Source organism: Burkholderia glumae LMG 2196 = ATCC 33617, from assembly GCF_000960995.1.
GTDB lineage: Bacteria > Pseudomonadota > Gammaproteobacteria > Burkholderiales > Burkholderiaceae > Burkholderia > Burkholderia glumae.
Genome location: NZ_CP009435.1, coordinates 1,334,387 through 1,351,942, shown reverse-complemented (window position 1 = coordinate 1,351,942; position 17,556 = coordinate 1,334,387). Strand labels below are relative to the sequence as shown.

Below are 17,556 nucleotides of genomic sequence, written 5' to 3'. Positions count from 1 at the left end.
ACTGGCAAAGCGCTTGCCTTGTCGAGCGCACCCGTCGCGGGCGGTCAGCGGGCCGCCGCCGACTCGTCCCCCGAGCCGGGGCCGCCCGCCGGCGGACCGTTCTGCGCGCCGACCACGCGCGGCGTGATGTAGACGACCAGTTCCGCGGTCCGCTGGCGCCGCGCCCGATGGCGGAACAGCGCGCCCAGCATCGGTATTTTGCCCAAGACCGGCACCCGAGTCACATCGTCCCGCCGATCGCTCTCGTAGATGCCGCCGATCGAAACCGTACCCCCATTTTCAATCTCCACGCGCGTGCGCACGTGCTTGGTGTGGATCGCCGGCCCGGCGTCGGTGGACTCGCCGACGCTGTCCTTGGCCACGTCGAGATCGAGCACCACGTGGCCCTCGGGCGTGATCTGCGGCTCGACCTCGAGCTTGAGCGTGGCGCGGCGGAACTGCACGCCGGACACGCCGAGGCCGACCTTGGCCTGATACGGCAGCTCGGTGCCCTGCTCGATCAGCGCGGGCGCCCGATCGGCGGTGACGATGCGCGGACTCGACACGATCCGCCCGCGGCCTTGCGCTTCGAGCGCGCTCAGCTCCAGATCGAGCAGGCGGCTCGCGCCGGCGACAAACAGCGTGAGGCCGGCCGTGGCCGCCTCGAATCCCGCGAGCGGGCGCGCCGACAGGTCCAGCAGCCGTCCGCCGGGGCCGCCGACGATGCCGGTCGCGGCGCCCCCGGGGTTCGAGTCGGGCATGGCGGCGCCCCCCGCGCCGCCATCCGAACCGCCCGAACCGCCGGCACCGGCGCCCGCCCGGCTGCCGCCCCACGCGCTCGAGCGCAGCGCGAGGCGCGCCCCGAGCTCGCGCGAGAAGCCGCGCTCGCCCTCGACGATGCGCGCCTCGATCAGCACCTGTCGCGATGGCCGGTCGAGCTGCGCGAGCAGCGCGGCGATCTGCGCGAGCCGGCCGTCGAGGTCGGTCACGAACAGCAGATTCGTGCGCGGATCGGCCAGCACCGAGCCGCGCCGCGACAGCACACGCTGCCCCGCGGCGCCGCCCGTGAGCAGCCGCGCGACGTCCTTGGCGCGCGGGTAGCGCAGCACGAAGGCGCGGCTCGCGAGCGGCTCCAGCGCGGCCGTGCGCGCATGGGTTTCGAAGCGTGCCCGCTCGCGCGCCGCCAGCTCGGCCACCGGCGCGACCCAGATCACGCCGCCGCGCCGTGCCATCGCGAGCCCGTTCGCATCGAGCAGCGCGTCGAACGCGTCGCGCCATGGCACGTCACGCAGCCGCAGCGTGGCGGCACCTTGTACGCGACCACTCAACACGATGCTCTGCCCCGTGAAACGCGCGAACGCGTCGAACACGGCCGCAAGCGGCGCCTGCTGCAGATCGAGCGAGATCCGGCGATGCCCGTGCAGGCCATGACTGCCGTGCACGCCGGCCGGCGCGGCGGACAGCCGGACCGGGGCCGGCAGCGGGACCGGCGGCCCCTCGAGCGCGGGCGGGGCGGCGGCGGAGCCGGCCTCGGCAGCCCCGGCCGCTCGCGTGCCGGCGCCGGCCGGCGGCCGATCCCCGGCCGGATCCACGCCGTCGGGCACGGCGCCCGAGGCCGTGCCCGACGCGGGCGCGCGTGCGTCGACCGAGGCCCCGGGCAAAGCAACCGGCAAGCCGGCCGGGCTCAGTGCGTTCGCCGCGGCGGCGGAGCCCGATGCACGGCCCCGCGCCGCGCCATGTCGCGGCTCGGCCGGTGCCGCGTCATCATCGCCGCCGCCGTTGCGACCGGCAGCGCCGTCGAGCCCGCTCATGCCGCGCTCGCCGTCGTCGCCGGCGTCGAGCGGCCGTGCGTCGTCGCCGTCGGCGATCGGCGGGACGCCGGCCGCCCCGACCCCGGCGTTCGTGGACACGGCGACCGGCAGCGGCGGCAGGCTCGCCGGCGCCGCCGCTTCGGCGGCGACCACGAGTCCCGCCACGGCCATCATCCGCACCATCAGGCCGGCCAGGCGGCTCATCGGATCGTCTCCGCGCCCAGAGCCACGCGCTGCTCGCGGCCGTCGTCGGCTTCGAGCCAGACGCCGTCGGCCGCGATGCGCGTGATCCGCTCGGCGCCGATCCGCTCGCCGACCGCCGCCGACCGCGCCCGCCCGCCGGCGTCGAGCAGCGCGAGGCCGCCGCGCGCGTCGCGCAGGATGCCGGCGACACGCGGCATGGCGACCGCCTCGGCGCCGCCGAACTCGAACGCGTCGGCCGCCGGCAGCGCGGCCGGCGCCAGGCCGCTGCCCGCCGCAGGCCGCCCTCCGCCGTCATGGACCGAGAAGCGCGCCGAAAACACGGCACCACCGCCGCGCCGCGTGACTTCGAGGCTGAGCGGCGCGAACGTCGCCGGCTCGCGCGCGAGCGCACGGAGCCAGCGCGCGACCTCGCCGAAGCTGCCGGTGCCGGCGAGGTCGTAACGCCGCCCGGCGGCCGCGCCGTGCTTGCCGTGCTCGGCCGGCGCGGGACCGAGGCGACCGATCCGCAGGCCACTCTCGTGCGCGGCGATGGCAAGCAACCACACCGCGTCGCGAACGAACGGACCGTCGTGCCGCGACGGCTGGGAAGCCACGAACGGCGGCCGCGACCCGCGCGCCGCAGCGGCGATCGGTGCCGCCGATGCCGCCGCTCGCGGGGCGGGCAGCGGCGCTTCATGCGGCAGCGCCGCTGCCCGCGCACGGGCCGGCGCCGTTCGCGGGGCGGCCTGCCCGGGCCGCCCCGCGCGCAAGCGCCGCTCGGCCTGGCCGCGCGCCGAGATGGCCGCATCAAGCCGCCGCCGAGCCTGGCCGAGCCCGCTCAAGTCGCGCTCGTCGCCGGCGGCGCGCAGCACGACACCGACGGCGCCCGCCACGCAGCCGAGCACCACCAGCTTCGTGGCGCCGTGGTAGGCCGGGATGCGCAACATCGTCATGCGGCTACCGCCGCGCCGTTTGCAGTCCGCCATCAGCCTCGCTCCCCGCCGCTGGCGCCGCCACGGCTCACCACGGCCGGCGGCCGCTGGCCGCCGTGCGGCCAGCGAACCCGTACCACGAAGCGGATCGCGCGCGAACCGCCCGTGGCCGGCTCGCGCTCGCCCGCGTCGATGCCTGCCACCTCGACCCGCCAGTCGGCCCGCGTCTCGCGCAGCCGCTCGACCCAGCGCGCCGCGGCGAGCGGACCGCGCGCCTGCGCATCGAGCCGCGCGCCGCCGTCCGCCTGCCGCAGCCCGAGCAGCCTCACCGCGCGGTAGTCGAGCGCGCGCAGCGCATCGAACAGCGCCACCGCCCGCGCCAGCGGCCGCGCCTGCTCGGCCGCCACCGTCTCGTGCCGGCGTCGCGCGGCTGACTCGCGCGCCGCCGCATCGGCGGCACGCAGTTGCGGCGCCCACTGCGCCAGCTGCTGCTCGATGGCCATGCGCCGCGTGTCGAGCCGCATGCGCTCGCGTACCTGCCCGGCGCACGAGAGCGCCGCCGCCGCCAGACCGACGCAGGCCGCGCCCGCGAATTCGGCGGCGCGCCGCCGGCGCCGCAGCCGAGCCTCGCGCTGCCGGTACGGCATCAGATTGAAGCCGCCCAGCCAGGCGCGGCACCGCGCCGGGTCTCGCATCACCGCGCGCGGCGGCACCACCGCGAGCCGCCGTCGCGCGCTCATTCGCACACCCCGCGCAGGCCGAGCCCGAACGCCACCGCGAAGCGCGGCGAATGGCACGCCGCCGCATCGATCCCGGGCCGCCGGCAATACGCCGCGCATTCGAACGGCAGTGCGGCACAGCCGAGCAGGTCGCCGATTTCGGCAAGCCGCGCCGCGATCGCGCCGGGCCCACCGCGCGCGTCATCCTCGACGCCTTCGTCGAGCGCCCCGCCCACGAACGCGCAATCGATCTCGCCGCCGCGCCGCGCCAGCTCGCGCAGCGCGTCGGCAACGCTCGCGCGGGCCGGCGACGGCGCTCGCACGTGGGTCGTTGCGGTAGTCGCCTCGACGCGCCAGCCGTCCATGCCGCCGGCGCCGATCCAGATTGCCGCGTAGGGCGCATCGGCCTCGACCTCGAGCGCGGCGACCTGCCGGATCGCTCGCAACGCCGCATGCGGCTCGCCGTCGATCGCGGTCAGGCCGAAGCCGGCCGCCGCCGCCGCCTCGACGCGCACGTCGATGCGCGCGCGGTCGGTCGACGCGATCATCACGCGTCCGGGATGCAGGATGTCGTTGACGCACCAGTCGATCGCGAGCGAATCGCGCGCCATGCCGGTGGCGCGCTCGGCCTCGACCAGCACGGCCGGTTCGAGCGGGCCGTCCGCCGCGAGGCGCGCGTCGAGCATCGACATCGCGACCTCGCGGCACGACAGCGCCATCGCCGCCGGCATCCGGCCGACCGGCAGCCGCGCGCCGGCCCGCCCGGCCACGCGTGCCAGCGCGCGCGTCACCGCCGCCCAGTCACCGCCCGCCACGTCGTGCGACGCATCGAGCGGCTCGCACTCCAGCCGCTCGATGCCAATCACGCTGCCGCGCCGGCTCACGAACGCGACCCGCACCACGTCCTGTCCCACATCGATGCCGGCGGCAAGCCGCCGCCCGGCCATCCATTGTCGATACCCCGTCATGATCGGCCCTCCCGGCCGCCGTGCGGCACGGGCACGGCATGACGGGAATTGTTGCCGGCCGACCGGCGCGCGACCAGTCGGCCGAACGGCCGGCCGGCCCGAGGCAGGCCGGCGCGACGCGGAACGCGCCGATGCACCAGGAATGCCCATAGCGGACGTTTATAATCGCTGCACTGTTTTCCGGTATGCCTATGCACCCCACGACTCCCCCGCCCCCGCCGCCGGCCTCGGAACCGCCTCCGCCCCAGCCGCCGGCTGTCGAACCGCCGCCTCCCCCGCCGCCGCCGCCGCGCAAGCGGCCGCTATGGCTGAAGCTGCTGCTCGGCTTCGTCGGCCTGTGCGTGGCGCTCGCGCTGTGCGCGGGGCTGGTGCTCGGCTACGCGCTGGTGGTGGCCTGGCCGAACATGCCCTCGCTCGACGCGCTCACCGACTACCGGCCGAAGGTGCCGCTGCGCATCTACACGGCCGATCACGTGCTAATCGGCGAGTTCGGCGAGGAGCGCCGCGACGTCGTCCATATCCAGGACGTGCCGGATTCGCTGAAGAAGGCGATCCTCGCGATCGAGGACGCGCGCTTCTACGAGCACGGCGGCGTCGACCTGATGGGCATCGCGCGCGCCGGCATGGTGGCGCTGACCAACGGCCACGCCACGCAGGGCGCGAGCACGATCACGATGCAGGTCGCGCGCAACTTCTTCCTGTCGAGCGAGAAGACCTACACGCGCAAGATCTACGAGATGCTGCTGTCGTACCGGATCGAGCGCGCGCTGACGAAGGATCAGATTCTCGAGGTCTACATGAATCAGATCTATCTCGGCCAGCGTGCCTACGGCTTCGCGAGCGCGGCGCGCGTCTACTTCGGCAAGGACCTCAAGGACCTCACGCTGGCCGAGGCGGCAATGCTCGCGGGGCTGCCGAAGGCGCCGTCGGCCTACAATCCGGTGGTCAACCCGAAGCGCGCCAAGGTGCGCCAGCAGTACATCCTCGAGCGCATGCTCGAGCTGAACTTCATCACGCGCGCGCAATACGACGAGGCGGTCGCGCAGCCGCTGGTGGTCAAGAGCGCGACGCGCGAATACAGCGTCCACGCCGAGTACATCGCCGAGATGGTGCGGCAGATGATGTACGCGCAATACAAGGACGAAACCTACACGCGTGGCTTCAACGTCGTGACGACGGTCGACTCGGCGGACCAGACGCTCGCCTACCAGGCGCTGCGCCGCGGCCTGATGGACTACGAGCGCCGCCACGGCTATCGCGGCCCGGAGGCGTTCATCGAGCTGCCGGCCGAGCCCGCCCAGCGCGAGCAGGCGATCGCCGACGCGCTGCTCGACCACCCCGACAACGGCGAGCTGATCGCGGCGGTGGTCACCGACGCGAATCCGAAGCAGGTGCGCATCGCCTTCGCCGACGGCAGCGGCACGACGCTCGAAGGCCCGGGCCTGCGCTTCGCCGCGGCCTCGCTGGCCGCCAACGCGCAGCCGAACCGGCGCATCCGGCCCGGCGCGATCGTGCGCGTGATGAAGAACGACGGCGGCGACTGGGCAATCACGCAACTGCCGCAGATCGAGGGCGCGTTCGTCTCGATCGTGCCGCAGGACGGCGCGATCCGCTCGCTGGTGGGCGGCTTCGACTTCAACAAGAACAAGTTCAACCACGTCACGCAGGCGTGGCGCCAGCCCGGTTCGAGCTTCAAGCCGTTCATCTACTCGGCCTCGCTCGACAAGGGCCTGGGGCCGGCCACCATCATCAACGACGCGCCGCTGTTCTTCAGCGCGGCCGAGACGGGTGGCCAGCCGTGGGAGCCGAAGAACTACGGCGGCGGCTTCGACGGGCCTGAGCCGATGCGCACGGCGCTGATGCGCTCGCGCAACCTGGTCTCGATCCGGATCCTCAATTACATCGGCACCAAGTATGCGCAGCAGTACATCACGCGCTTCGGCTTCGACGCCGAGCGCCATCCGGCCTACCTGCCGATGGCGCTCGGCGCGGGGCTCGTCACGCCGCTGCAGATGGCGGGCGCCTACTCGGTGTTCGCCAACGGCGGCTATCGCGTGAACCCGTACCTGATCGCCGAGGTGACCGATTCGAGCGGCAACGTGGTGGCGCGCGCACAGCCGCTGGTGGCCGGGCAGAGCGCACCGCGCGCGATCGACGCGCGCAACGCCTACGTGATGAACAGCCTGCTGCAGAGCGTGGCGCAGCGCGGCACCGGCGCGAAGACCAACGTGCTCAAGCGCACCGACCTGGGCGGCAAGACCGGCACCACCAACGATTCGCGCGACGCGTGGTTCGCGGGCTTCCAGCACACGCTCGCCGCGATCGCCTGGATCGGCTACGACAACCCGCGCAGCCTCGGCGACCGCGAGACGGGCGGCGGCCTCGCGCTGCCGGTCTGGATCGACTACATGGGGCCGTCGCTGAAGAACGTGCCCGAGTACAAGATGCCGATGCCCGACGGCGTCACGACCATCGGCGACGAGCTGTTCTTCAGCGAATTCACGCCGGGCCACGGCTTCGTGTCGACCATCGGCGTGCAGGCGGCCTCACCCGACGACGCGTCGATCCCGCACGTCGACGCGCAGGAAAAGCAGGACATCATGAACCTGTTCCAGGGCGGCAACTGAGGCGCCGCACCGCCCTGCCACGAAAAAAGAGCGACCCGCGGGTCGCTCTTTTTCCATCGGCACCACGCTCGGCCGCTGCGCTCAGGCGCTGAACCTCACCGGCTCGCCGGCCTGCTCGGTCGCGTACTGCGTCAGCGCCGCGAAGAACTCGTTGCCCGAGCGCGTGTCGCGCCACGCGCCGTCGACATAGCGGAAGTGATAGCCGCCCGACTTCGCCGCGATCCACACCTCCTTCATCGGCGGCTGCAGGTTCACGATGATCTTGGTGCCGTTCTCGAAGGTCAGCGTGACGACGCTGCCGTTGCGGCCCAGATCGATGTCGAGGTCGCCCTCGTTGGCCTCGTCCACGCAGCGCTCGACGGCGGCCAGCACGGCCTCGGCGCGGGTCAGGTATTCAGTGTCGCTCATGCTAGACTCTGTCGATTCAATTGTTTAGGGACGATCATGCGAGTCGTTTTCCAGATGAGCGCGATTGTAGCGGCTTTGGCGCTTGCCGGCTGCGGTCAACGCGGTGCGCTCTATCTGCCCACCGTGCCGCCGTTGCCTCCCAAACCGATCGAAATGACGCAACCGCCAGCCGCCGACGACGCGGCGTCGGCCCCCGCTGCCGCCTCCGCCGCCGATCCGGCACCGGACGACGCGGCCGGCGCGTCACTGACGCTTTCGCCGTCGCTCGCCTCGCCGGGCGCGGCCTCCGACGCCACCCCCAATCGATGATCCCGGATGACTCACCGCGCATTTGACTACGTCGACGGCACGCTGCACGCCGAAGGCATTCCGGCCGACAAGCTCGCCGACCACTTCGACACGCCGCTCTACGTCTATTCGCGCGCCGCGCTGACGGCCGCGTACCAGGCCTATGCCAAGGCCTGCGAGGGCCGCCGCGCGTCGCTCCACGTCGCCGTGAAGGCGAACAGCAACCTCGGCGTGCTGAACGTGTTCGCGCGGCTCGGCGCCGGCTTCGACATCGTTTCGGGCGGCGAACTCGCGCGCGTGCTCGCCGCGGGCGGCAAGGCGGAGCACGTGGTGTTCTCGGGCGTGGCCAAGAGCGCCGACGAGATGCGCCTCGCGCTCGAGGCCGGCGTCAAGTGCTTCAACGTCGAATCGGTGCCGGAGCTCGACCGCCTCAACGCGGTGGCGGGCTCGCTCGGCAAGCGCGCGCCGGTCTCGCTGCGCGTGAACCCCGACGTCGATCCGAAGACGCATCCGTACATCTCCACCGGCCTGAAGGCCAACAAGTTCGGCGTGGCGTTCGCCGACGCGCGCGCGACCTACCGCGCCGCCGACGCGCTGCCGAACCTGCAGGTGGCCGGCATCGACTGCCACATCGGCTCGCAGATCACCGAGCTGAGCCCCTACCTCGACGCGCTCGACAAGGTGCTCGACCTGGTCGAGCAGATCGAGGCGGACGGCATCGCGATCCATCACGTCGACGTGGGCGGCGGGCTCGGCATCACCTATGCCGACGAGACGCCGCCCGACATCGGCGCGTTCGTGCAGGCGCTGTTCGCGAAGCTCGACGCGCGCGGCCATGGCCACCGCGAGCTGTGCTTCGAGCCGGGCCGCTCGCTGACCGGCAACGCCGGCATCCTGCTCACGCGCGTCGAATTCCTGAAGCCGGGCGAGGAGAAGAACTTCGCGATCGTCGACGCGGGCATGAACGACCTGGCACGCCCGGCGATGTACGAGGCCTATCACGCGATCGTGCCGGTCAGGCAGACCAGCGCGCATGCGAGCGCCGTCTACGACGTGGTCGGCCCGGTCTGCGAGAGCGGCGACTGGCTCGGCCGCGAGCGCACGCTCGCGATCGCCGCGGGCGACCTGCTCGCGATCCGCTCGGCCGGCGCCTACGGCTTCGCGATGAGCTCGAACTACAACACGCGCCCGCGCGCGGCCGAGGTGCTCGTCGACGGCCAGAACGCCTATCTGGTGCGCCAGCGCGAAACCATCGCGAGCCTGTACGAGAACGAGGCGATCCTGCCCGAAGAGGCGTGAGCCGGGCCGGCGCGACGGCGCCGCGTCCATCGACGGCCCCGCAAAGCGATGCGTGTGAAGACGCATCGCTTTTTTCTTGGCCGGCCTAGCCCGCGGCCCGGGCGCGCCGCCGCGCCAGCACCGCCACGAGGCGCCAGCCGAGCAGCACCAGCACGATCGCGCCGTAGAGCTTGGGCAGCGCCAGATCGTGCTTGCCGGCGCGCATCCACCAGAAGTGCAGGATCGCCAGCAGCGCGATCGCGTAGATCAGCCGGTGCAGCCGCTGCCAGTGGCGGCCGAGCCGGCGCACCATCGCGCGCGGCGAGGTGAGCGCGAGCGCGATCAGCAGCACGAACGCCGCGAAGCCGACGGTGATGAACGGCCGCTTCACGACGTCCTTCAGGATCGCCGCGAGATCGAACCACTTGTCGAACCAGAAGTAGGTGATGAAGTGCAGCGTCGCGTAGAAGAACGCGAACAGGCCGATCATGCGCCGCAGGCGCAGCAGCGCGGCCACGCCTGTCAGCCGCCGCAGCGGCGTGACGGCCAGCGTCACGCAGAGGATCACGAGCGTCCAAAGCCCGGTCGAGCGCGTCACGAACTCGATCGGGTTCGCGCCGAGTCCGCCCGTCGCGCCGAGCAGCACGAGCCGCGCGAGCGGATACAGCCCGGCCGTGAACACCGCCACCTTCGCGATGCGCAGCGCGCGCGGCGCGGCCGGCACCGCGGTGCTCCCGCGCGGGCCGCCGCCGCGCACGGCGCGCGACGCGCCTTGCAGATTCTCGTCCACCGCGCGCCGCCTAGAAGTTCTTGCGCAGATCCATGCCGCGATACATCGACGCGACGAGATCGCCATAGCCGTTGAACATCAGCGTCTTGCGCTTCGGCGTGAAGAAGCCGTCCTCGCCGATGCGCCGCTCGGTCGCCTGGCTCCAGCGCGGATGATCGACCTCGGGATTCACGTTCGAGAAGAAGCCGTATTCGTTCGGCGCGTAGGTGTTCCAGCTCGTCTTCGGCATCTGCTCGACGAAGCGGATCTTCACGATCGACTTCGCGCTCTTGAAGCCGTACTTCCACGGCACCACGATGCGCACCGGCGCGCCGTTCTGGTTCGGCAGCACCTGCCCGTAGACGCCCATCGTCAGCAGCGTGAGCGGATTCATTGCCTCGTCGAGCCGCAGCCCCTCCGAGTAGGGCCAGTCGAGGATCGGCTCGGCCAGCCCCGGCATCTGCGACGGATCGGCGAGCGTGACGAACTGCACGTACTTCGCGTTCGCGGTCGGCTGCACGCGGCGGATCAGGTCGGCGAGCGGGATGCCGATCCACGGTATCACCATCGACCAGCCCTCCACGCAGCGATGTCGGTACACGCGCTCCTCGAGCGGCGCGAGCTTGAGCAGCGCGTCGATGTCGTAGACCTTCGGCGCCTTCACCTCGCCCTCCACGCTCACGCGCCAAGGATGCGGGCGCAGCGAGCCGGCATGCCGCGCGGGGTCGCCCTTGTCGGTGCCGAATTCATAGAAGTTGTTGTAGGTCGTCACGTCCTGGTACGGCGTGACCTTGTCGGGCACCACGAACTTCGCGTTGGTGGCGGCGGCGAGCGGATGCGCGGCGGGGTCCGGCGAGCGATAGGCCGCCGACGCGGCGCCGGGCACGCCGAGCCCGGCCGCCACGGCGGCGCCCGCCGCACGCAGCATGCCGCGGCGCGCCGCGAATACCGACGGCGCGGTGATGTCGTGAGGTGCGATGTCGCCGCCGGTCAGCAGCCGGCGGCGCGTGGTCCTGATCAACATGAAGCGTCTCCTCGCCGGGCCGAAGCGCCGGCGGTCATGCGTTGCATCGATCGCCGCCCGCGCGCGAGGCGCGCGGCGGTCCGACCCGGAAACGCCGGGCACGAGCGCGTGCGGCGGCGGGTTGCGGAGCCGTGCTCGGTTCGGGCCGCGGCCTACGGCGTCCGGCTCACAGCTTGCCGTAGCTGTGCAGCCCCGACAGGAACATGTTCACGCCGAGGAACGCGAAGGTGGTGACGACGAGGCCCGTGAGCGCCCACCAGGCAGCGACGGTGCCGCGCAGCCCCTTCATGAGCCGCATGTGCAGCCAGGCCGCGTAGTTGAGCCAGACGATCAGCGCCCAGGTCTCCTTCGGGTCCCAGCTCCAGTAGCCGCCCCACGCCTCGGCGGCCCACAGCGCACCGAGGATCGTCGCGATCGTGAAGAACGCGAAGCCCACCGCGATCGACTTGTACATCACGTCGTCGAGCACCTCTAGGGCGGGCAGGCGATCGGCCAGCACGCCGCGCTCCTTGAGCAGATAGGCCACGCTGACCATCGCCGACAGCGCGAAGCTGCCGTAGCCGATGAAGTTGGCCGGCACGTGGATCTTCATCCACCAGCTCTGCAGCGCCGGCACGAGCGGCTGGATCTGCTGGGCGTCGCGGGCGATCGAGTACCACATCAGGAAGCCGACCGCGGCGCTGATCACGAGCAGCACGAACGCGCCGAGCGCGCGCGTGCCGTAGTGCCCTTCGTAGTACAGGTAGAGCAGCGCCGTGATGAGGCTGAACAGCACGAACACTTCGTAGAGATTCGACACCGGGATGTGGCCGACGTCGGCGCCGATCAGGTAGGACTCGTACCAGCGCACCATCAGGCCCGTGAAGCCCATCAGCACGGCGGCCCAGGTCATCTTCTGGCCGATCGCGGTGCCGGTTTCGGAGCGGCTCAGCATGCCGATCCAATAGAACACCGTGGCGAACACGAACAGCGCGCTCATCCAGAGGATCGCCGACTGGCTGGAGAGCAAGTACTTGAGGAGGAACACCGAATCGGCGCGCGACAGCTCGCCGTGGTAGAGATTCAGCGACAGCAGCGACAGCACCGCGATCGACGCCATCAGCGCGCGCGCGGGCTTCCAGCGCCAGCCGAGCACGATCAGCGCGGCGGCCGACCCCGTCATCACGGCCTGATCGTAATAGTCCATGCGCGCCTGGTAACGCACGAGCGCGAAGCCGGCACCCGCCACCATCGCCAGCGCGAACAGCCAGTCGACGACGGACAGGCGCCTCAGAAACGGGCGCTCGTCGAACAGCGGCGCCGGGGCGGGCGCCTGCGTGCGGCCGCGCGGGGCGGGGGAAGAAGAAACACGGGTCAGATCCATGACGTTACCGTGGGGAGTCGTGGGGATCGGTCTTGCGCTCGGCCGCGCCCGCTGCCGCGGGTGCGGCACCGAGTACCGCGCCGACCGCGTCGCGCGTCTGCGCGAATTCCTTCTCGAAGTCGAGTGTCTTGCGGGCGCTCGACATCGCCATCACGACACTCGTGCCCGCTTGCGTGTCCTTGAGCCAGAACCACAGCCGGCGCTCGCGCACGTAGAACATCGAAAAGATGCCGAACACCAGCAGCAGGCTGCCAAGATACACCAGATTCTTACCAGGCGCGCGCGTCAGCTGGAATACCGAAGCCTGCACCTGCTTATATGAATCGAGCCGCAAATACACCGGCGCACCGTACAGGAAACTGTCCGACAGCGCGTTGATGGTGTTCTGCACGAAGCGCGCCGCCTCGGCCGACTGCGCGACCGGCTTCAGGCCGGCCCGCTCGCGCGCGACTTCCCAGACCTGCCACATGGCACCCTCCAGCATGCGCAGCAAGAGGCCGGCGGCCTTCTCCTGCTCGGCCTTCGGCACCGACTGGTCGATGAAGCTCGCCACCGCCTGGAAGCCGCCGACCGGGGCGCCGTCGGGCTGGCGGCCCGAGCTCGCATCGGCGCCTGCGAAAAGGGTCAGCACGCGTAGCGCGCTGTCGTCCAGGCGCGTGCGCAGCGCCGCGTCGGCGCCGGGCAGCGAACCTTGCGCGAAGCGGCGCGCGGCCTCGGCGCGCACGGCCGGATCCGCGAGCGCGGCACGGATGCGCATCCAGCCCTCGATCGAATCGTCGGCATCGGCGGGAATCCGCAGGTAGCGGAACGGGTCGTTCGGGCTCGCGCGCACCCCGGCCAGGAACACGCGGTCGCCGCCCACCTCGACGGGCAGCATGTAGTTGTTGAACTCGCGCGCCTGGCCGTCCTTGCCGCGCACCTTGTACTGCACCGACGGCCCGACGTTGCGCAAGTTCACGGGCGTCGAGGTCTTCGCGCCGGAGCCGAGCCGCTCGTCGAACGCCTCCTTGAGCGAGTGCGTCATGCTCACGCCGCGCGCGTCGGTCTTGCCGCTCGCGTCGGTGAGGTTCTCCACGTTGATGGCACGGAAGTCGGCGAACTCGATCGTCTCGCCGTCATGGCCCGCGAGCGGCACGGCGTTGCCGATCGTACCGTTCACCGGGAACGTCGCGTCGCGCGCGCCCGTCATCGGGAACGCCGTCATCCGCATCTGCGAGCCGCCGTCCTGGAAGCTCGACTGGTAGATCGAGACGCCCTTGTAGGTAAACGGCTTGTTGACCTCGACGCGCGCCGGGATGCGCTTGCCGGTCTCGCGATCGATCACGACGATATCGCTCGCGAACAGCTTCGGCATGCCGGTCGAATAGTAGTCGACGATGAACTTGTCGAGCTGGATCGAGAACGGCAGGTCCTGGATCAGCGAGCCGTTCGGCTGGTTCAGGATCGCGGTCGACACGTACTGGCCCTCCGGCACCCACGCGTAGCCGCGAAACGTCGGGTTCGAGGCCGACAGCCGGTGGTCGGCCGAGATTTCGCTGATCGCCGCGCTGGTGTTCACGGGCGACTTGCCGAACAGCCACATCTGGAAATGGATCGGCAGGTTGCTGTCGAGCAAGCCGCCCAGGCAGATCACGACGATCGCGAGGTGCGCGGCGATGTAGCCGTACCTCGTCATCGCGCCGCGCTTCGCGGAAATCAGCGTCGCCGCCTCCGACTCGCGCACCACGAGCCGGTAGCCGGCCTTGCCGATGAATCCGGCGAGCGAGGCCGCCACCTGGGCGCGCGTGCCGGCCGCCGCGTATTCGGCCTTGTGATGAAACGCGCGCAGGCTGCCTTCACGCACCTTGTCCTTCCAGCTGCGCGCGTCGGCCAGCATCTTCGGGCCGTTGCGGATCACGCAAAGCGACAGCGACGCCACCAGGAACAGCAGGATCAGCATGAACCACCAGGCGCTGTAGACCGTGTAGAGGCCGAGTGCGCGAAAGATGTCGGCCCAGAACGGGCCGAACTGGTTCACATAGTTCGGGTAGGGATCGTCCTGCGTGAGGACGGTGCCGATGATGCTCGCGATCGCCAGCACGACGAGCAGCGCGATCGCGAAGCGCATCGAGCTGATCAGCTCGACGGCGGCGTTCAGCATGCGGCGCCGCGAGTTCGCCCGGATTCCTGACGTGGTAACGCTCATTGACACTCCGACTGACAATAAAAAAGGGCAAGGCACCAGCCTGGCGGCAGCGCCCCACCCTTTCTTTTGTTTCCGTACCGCAGCGCGCGAGACGCGACGGCGAGAATTCCCGTGCGCCGGGAGCGATCAGTGCAGGCCGGCAATGTAATCGGCAACCGCCTTCACTTCGCTGTCCGACAGGCGCGATGCGATCTGGTGCATCGGCTCGTTGTTATTGCGCGCGCCCGCGCCCTGCTGGAACGCCGCGAGCTGCGCGGCCGTGTAATCGGCCCACTGCCCCGACAGGCGCGGATACTGCACCGGGACGCCCTGCCCGGTCGGACCGTGGCAGCTCGCGCAGGCCGGCACGCCCTTGTCGGCGATGCCGCCGCGATAGATCTGCCGGCCCAGCGCGACGGTGGCCGCATTGCGCGCGACGCCGGGCTTGGGGGTCTGCGCGGCGTAGTAGGCAGCCACGTCGCGCGCGTCGGCGTCGCTCAGCGCGCTGGCAAAGCCCGCCATCACCGCGCTGTTGCGCGCCGGCCCCTGCGCGCCCGGCTGCGTCTTGAAATCGTGCAACTGCTTGACCAGATACTCGGGATGCTGGCCGGCCAGCTTCGGAAACGCGCCCGTCGCGCTGTTGCCGTCGGCGCCATGGCACGAGGCGCAGACCTGCGTCGCGATCGTCCTGCCCCGCTCGAGATCCGGCTTGGCCGCATCCGCCGCGTTTGCCTCCGCCACGAAACCAACGAACCCTGCTGCAACCTGAAGCGCTATCAGAGACTTGCACAGTCGATTCATTCGCACACCCTGTTTCGTCTTGTGGGAATTTGAGGTTCTGCAAACGACGGCAATCAGTCTACCGCAGAAAGCGCCCGCAACCGGCCCGCAGGGCTTCGGAAAAACCGCCGTATTGTACAATATGGCGTTTACAGCCCCGTTCCGGCTATCAGGGTTACTGCGCGGATTACCGCATGCAACGCCCACGCGGATCATTGCGGGGTTCCCGCCTCCACGCGCGGCCCGCACCGCGCTCTCGCTCCATCCGCACTCATGGCCTTCCTGCTCCATCAAGCCCGCTTCTACACGACCGTCAATCACCTGCGCGACCTGCCGCCCACCGTGATTCCGGAAATCGCCTTCGCCGGCCGGTCGAACGCGGGCAAATCGACGGCGATCAACATACTCTGCAACCAGAAGCGGCTCGCGTTCGCCTCGAAGACGCCGGGGCGCACCCAGCACATCAACTACTTTTCGGTCGGCCCCGAGGCGGAGCCGGTCGCGAACCTCGTGGACCTGCCCGGCTACGGCTACGCCGAGGTGCCCGGCGCCGCGAAGGCGCACTGGGAAGCGCTGCTGTCGGCCTATCTCAAGACCCGGCCCCAATTGCGCGGCATGATCCTGATGATGGACTCACGCCGGCCGCTGACCGAACTGGACCAGCGCATGATCGAGTGGTTCGCCCCGACCGGCAAGCCGATTCACACGCTGCTGACGAAGTGTGACAAATTGACCCGCCAAGAAAGCGTCAATGCGCTTCGCAATACGAAGAAAGCGCTGGCGGCCTACCGCGACGCCGGCTACGAGGGCGAACTGACGGTGCAGTTGTTCTCGGCACTCAAGCGCACGGGGCTCGACGAGGCGCACGCGCTGATCGAGAGCTGGCTGCGGCCGCCAGTTGCCGGCGAAAATGACGCGGCTGTAGGAGAATGAACGCTCCGCGCGCGTTTCGCGCGGCCCCGAACGGAGGCTTGCCGTCGGTTGGCGCATAAAAAAACCCGCCGTTTCGCGGCGGGTCAAACAGCCTAATCGATTAACGACAGGCACCCGCTCAGGGAGGAGAAGCGGGGAGCATCGCGCCTTGGCACGGCACTCGCTCGCTATCATATACCATTGTCTCGAAAATTCCCCGAAGGGTTCCGTAAGGGTTCCTTCAGACCGATTCCAGCGATTTCGTCATGAGCCTCCATCCCTTGCATCGCCCGCGCAGAATGCGCCGCGACGATTTCTCGCGTCGCCTGATGCGCGAAAACCTCCTCACCACCAACGATCTGATCCTGCCCGTATTCGTGGTCGAAGGCACCAACGTGCGCCAGGGCGTGGCCTCGATGCCGGGCGTCGAGCGCGTCTCGGTGGACCTGTTGATGGGCGTCGCCGAGCAGTGCGTCGAGCTCGGCGTGCCGGTACTGTCGCTGTTCCCGGCGATCGAGCCGGCGCTGAAGACGCCCGACGGCCACGAGGCCGGCAACCCCGAGGGGCTGATTCCGCGTGCGGTGCGTGAGCTCAAGCGCCGCTTCCCCGAGCTCGGCGTGCTGACCGACGTGGCGCTCGATCCGTACACGAGCCATGGCCAGGACGGCGTGCTCGACGAACACGGCTACGTGATCAACGACGCGACCATCGAGATCCTGCTCGAGCAGGCGCGCGCGCAGGCCGAGGCCGGCGTCGACATCGTCGCGCCGTCGGACATGATGGACGGCCGGATCGGCTCGATCCGCGAGATGCTGGAAAGCGACGGCCATATCCACACGCGCATCATGGCGTACTCGGCGAAGTACGCATCGGCGTTCTACGGCCCGTTCCGCGACGCGGTCGGCTCGGCCGCGAATCTCGGCAAGAGCAACAAGATGACGTACCAGATGGATCCGGCGAATTCCGACGAGGCGCTGCGCGAGATCCGGCTCGACATCGACGAAGGCGCCGACATGGTGATGGTCAAGCCCGGCATGCCCTACCTCGACATCGTGCGCCGCGTGAAGGACGAGTTCCGCTTTCCGACCTACGTCTACCAGGTCAGCGGCGAATACGCGATGCTGAAGGCCGCCGCGCTGAACGGCTGGCTCGACCACGACAAGGTGGTGCTCGAATCCCTGCTCGCGTTCAAGCGCGCGGGCGCCGACGGCGTGCTCACCTACTTCGCGCTCGAGGCCGCGCGCCTGCTGCGCGACCAGAAGTAAGCCGGCGCGCCCGTGCGGGCATGCCAACGAAAACGGCGCAGCGCCTCAGGCGCCTCGCCGTTTTTTCATGGCGAATCCGTCGGGGT

At 70.4% G+C, this 17,556-nt stretch carries 15 protein-coding genes; 5 read left to right on the top strand and 10 right to left on the bottom strand.

What is annotated here, in order from left to right:
* Positions 1 to 44: 44 nt before the first annotated feature.
* Genes KS03_RS18735 through pilM form a run of 4 tightly spaced genes read right to left on the bottom strand, consistent with a single transcriptional unit; the run spans position 45 to position 4,592 of the window.
* Positions 45 to 1,994 carry a type IV pilus secretin PilQ gene (locus KS03_RS18735; protein ID WP_045678876.1) on the bottom strand — a complete coding sequence of 650 codons (1,950 nt, stop codon included), beginning with the start codon at positions 1,992 to 1,994 and terminating at the stop codon, positions 45 to 47.
* Positions 1,991 to 2,926: a hypothetical protein gene (locus KS03_RS18730; protein ID WP_012734395.1), complete on the bottom strand. Its 936-nt coding sequence runs from the start codon at positions 2,924 to 2,926 to the stop codon at positions 1,991 to 1,993. Before KS03_RS18730 ends, KS03_RS18735 begins: the two co-directional genes overlap by 4 nt.
* 32 nt (positions 2,927 to 2,958) lie before the next feature.
* Positions 2,959 to 3,645, bottom strand: a complete 687-nt coding sequence (locus tag KS03_RS18725) for a hypothetical protein (protein ID WP_012734394.1) — start codon at positions 3,643 to 3,645, stop codon at positions 2,959 to 2,961.
* The gene (pilM, locus tag KS03_RS18720; protein ID WP_012734393.1) at positions 3,642 to 4,592 is read right to left on the bottom strand and encodes a pilus assembly protein PilM; all 951 of its coding nucleotides are present in this window, start codon (positions 4,590 to 4,592) and stop codon (positions 3,642 to 3,644) included. Before pilM ends, KS03_RS18725 begins: the two co-directional genes overlap by 4 nt.
* Before the next feature lie 185 nt (positions 4,593 to 4,777).
* Here pilM and KS03_RS18715 point away from each other — a divergent pair, with 185 nt between their 5' ends.
* A complete protein-coding gene (locus KS03_RS18715) occupies positions 4,778 to 7,219 on the top strand; it encodes a penicillin-binding protein 1A (protein ID WP_012734392.1) in 2,442 nt (813 codons plus the stop codon).
* Between the two features lie 81 nt (positions 7,220 to 7,300).
* On the opposite strand, the gene cyaY is transcribed toward KS03_RS18715, so the two are convergent.
* Entirely contained in the window at positions 7,301 to 7,627 is a 327-nt protein-coding gene (cyaY, locus tag KS03_RS18710; RefSeq protein WP_012734391.1) for an iron donor protein CyaY, read from the bottom strand.
* A 36-nt stretch (positions 7,628 to 7,663) separates the two neighbouring features.
* Between cyaY and lptM the strand changes: the two genes are divergently transcribed.
* Both lptM and lysA read left to right on the top strand, forming a co-directional pair.
* Positions 7,664 to 7,936: an LPS translocon maturation chaperone LptM gene (gene lptM / locus KS03_RS18705; RefSeq protein ID WP_012734390.1), complete on the top strand. Its 273-nt coding sequence runs from the start codon at positions 7,664 to 7,666 to the stop codon at positions 7,934 to 7,936.
* Between the two features lie 6 nt (positions 7,937 to 7,942).
* On the top strand, positions 7,943 to 9,214 hold the full coding sequence (lysA, locus tag KS03_RS18700; protein ID WP_012734389.1) for a diaminopimelate decarboxylase: 1,272 nt from the start codon (positions 7,943 to 7,945) through the stop codon (positions 9,212 to 9,214).
* A gap of 85 nt (positions 9,215 to 9,299) precedes the next feature.
* On the opposite strand, the gene msrQ is transcribed toward lysA, so the two are convergent.
* The 5 genes from msrQ to KS03_RS18675 all read right to left on the bottom strand — a co-directional run bounded on the left by msrQ (position 9,300) and on the right by KS03_RS18675 (position 15,314).
* On the bottom strand, positions 9,300 to 9,971 hold the full coding sequence (gene msrQ, locus KS03_RS18695) for a protein-methionine-sulfoxide reductase heme-binding subunit MsrQ (protein WP_045678949.1): 672 nt from the start codon (positions 9,969 to 9,971) through the stop codon (positions 9,300 to 9,302).
* 22 nt (positions 9,972 to 9,993) lie between these two features.
* Positions 9,994 to 10,986: a protein-methionine-sulfoxide reductase catalytic subunit MsrP gene (gene msrP, locus KS03_RS18690; RefSeq protein ID WP_012734387.1), complete on the bottom strand. Its 993-nt coding sequence runs from the start codon at positions 10,984 to 10,986 to the stop codon at positions 9,994 to 9,996.
* Between the two features lie 166 nt (positions 10,987 to 11,152).
* Positions 11,153 to 12,349, bottom strand: a complete 1,197-nt coding sequence (gene ccsB, locus KS03_RS18685; protein ID WP_012734386.1) for a c-type cytochrome biogenesis protein CcsB — start codon at positions 12,347 to 12,349, stop codon at positions 11,153 to 11,155.
* 4 nt (positions 12,350 to 12,353) lie between these two features.
* Positions 12,354 to 14,534, bottom strand: a complete 2,181-nt coding sequence (locus KS03_RS18680) for a cytochrome c biogenesis protein ResB (protein ID WP_012734385.1) — start codon at positions 14,532 to 14,534, stop codon at positions 12,354 to 12,356.
* Positions 14,535 to 14,660: 126 nt separating this feature from the next.
* Entirely contained in the window at positions 14,661 to 15,314 is a 654-nt protein-coding gene (locus KS03_RS18675; RefSeq protein WP_035981277.1) for a c-type cytochrome, read from the bottom strand.
* Between the two features lie 252 nt (positions 15,315 to 15,566).
* Here KS03_RS18675 and yihA point away from each other — a divergent pair, with 252 nt between their 5' ends.
* Positions 15,567 to 16,226 (top strand): ribosome biogenesis GTP-binding protein YihA/YsxC, encoded by a 660-nt coding sequence (gene yihA / locus KS03_RS18670; RefSeq protein ID WP_012734383.1) that lies wholly within the window; start codon positions 15,567 to 15,569, stop codon positions 16,224 to 16,226.
* 245 nt (positions 16,227 to 16,471) lie between these two features.
* Positions 16,472 to 17,470 carry a porphobilinogen synthase gene (gene hemB, locus KS03_RS18665; protein ID WP_012734382.1) on the top strand — a complete coding sequence of 333 codons (999 nt, stop codon included), beginning with the start codon at positions 16,472 to 16,474 and terminating at the stop codon, positions 17,468 to 17,470.
* Positions 17,471 to 17,556: the final 86 nt, after the last annotated feature.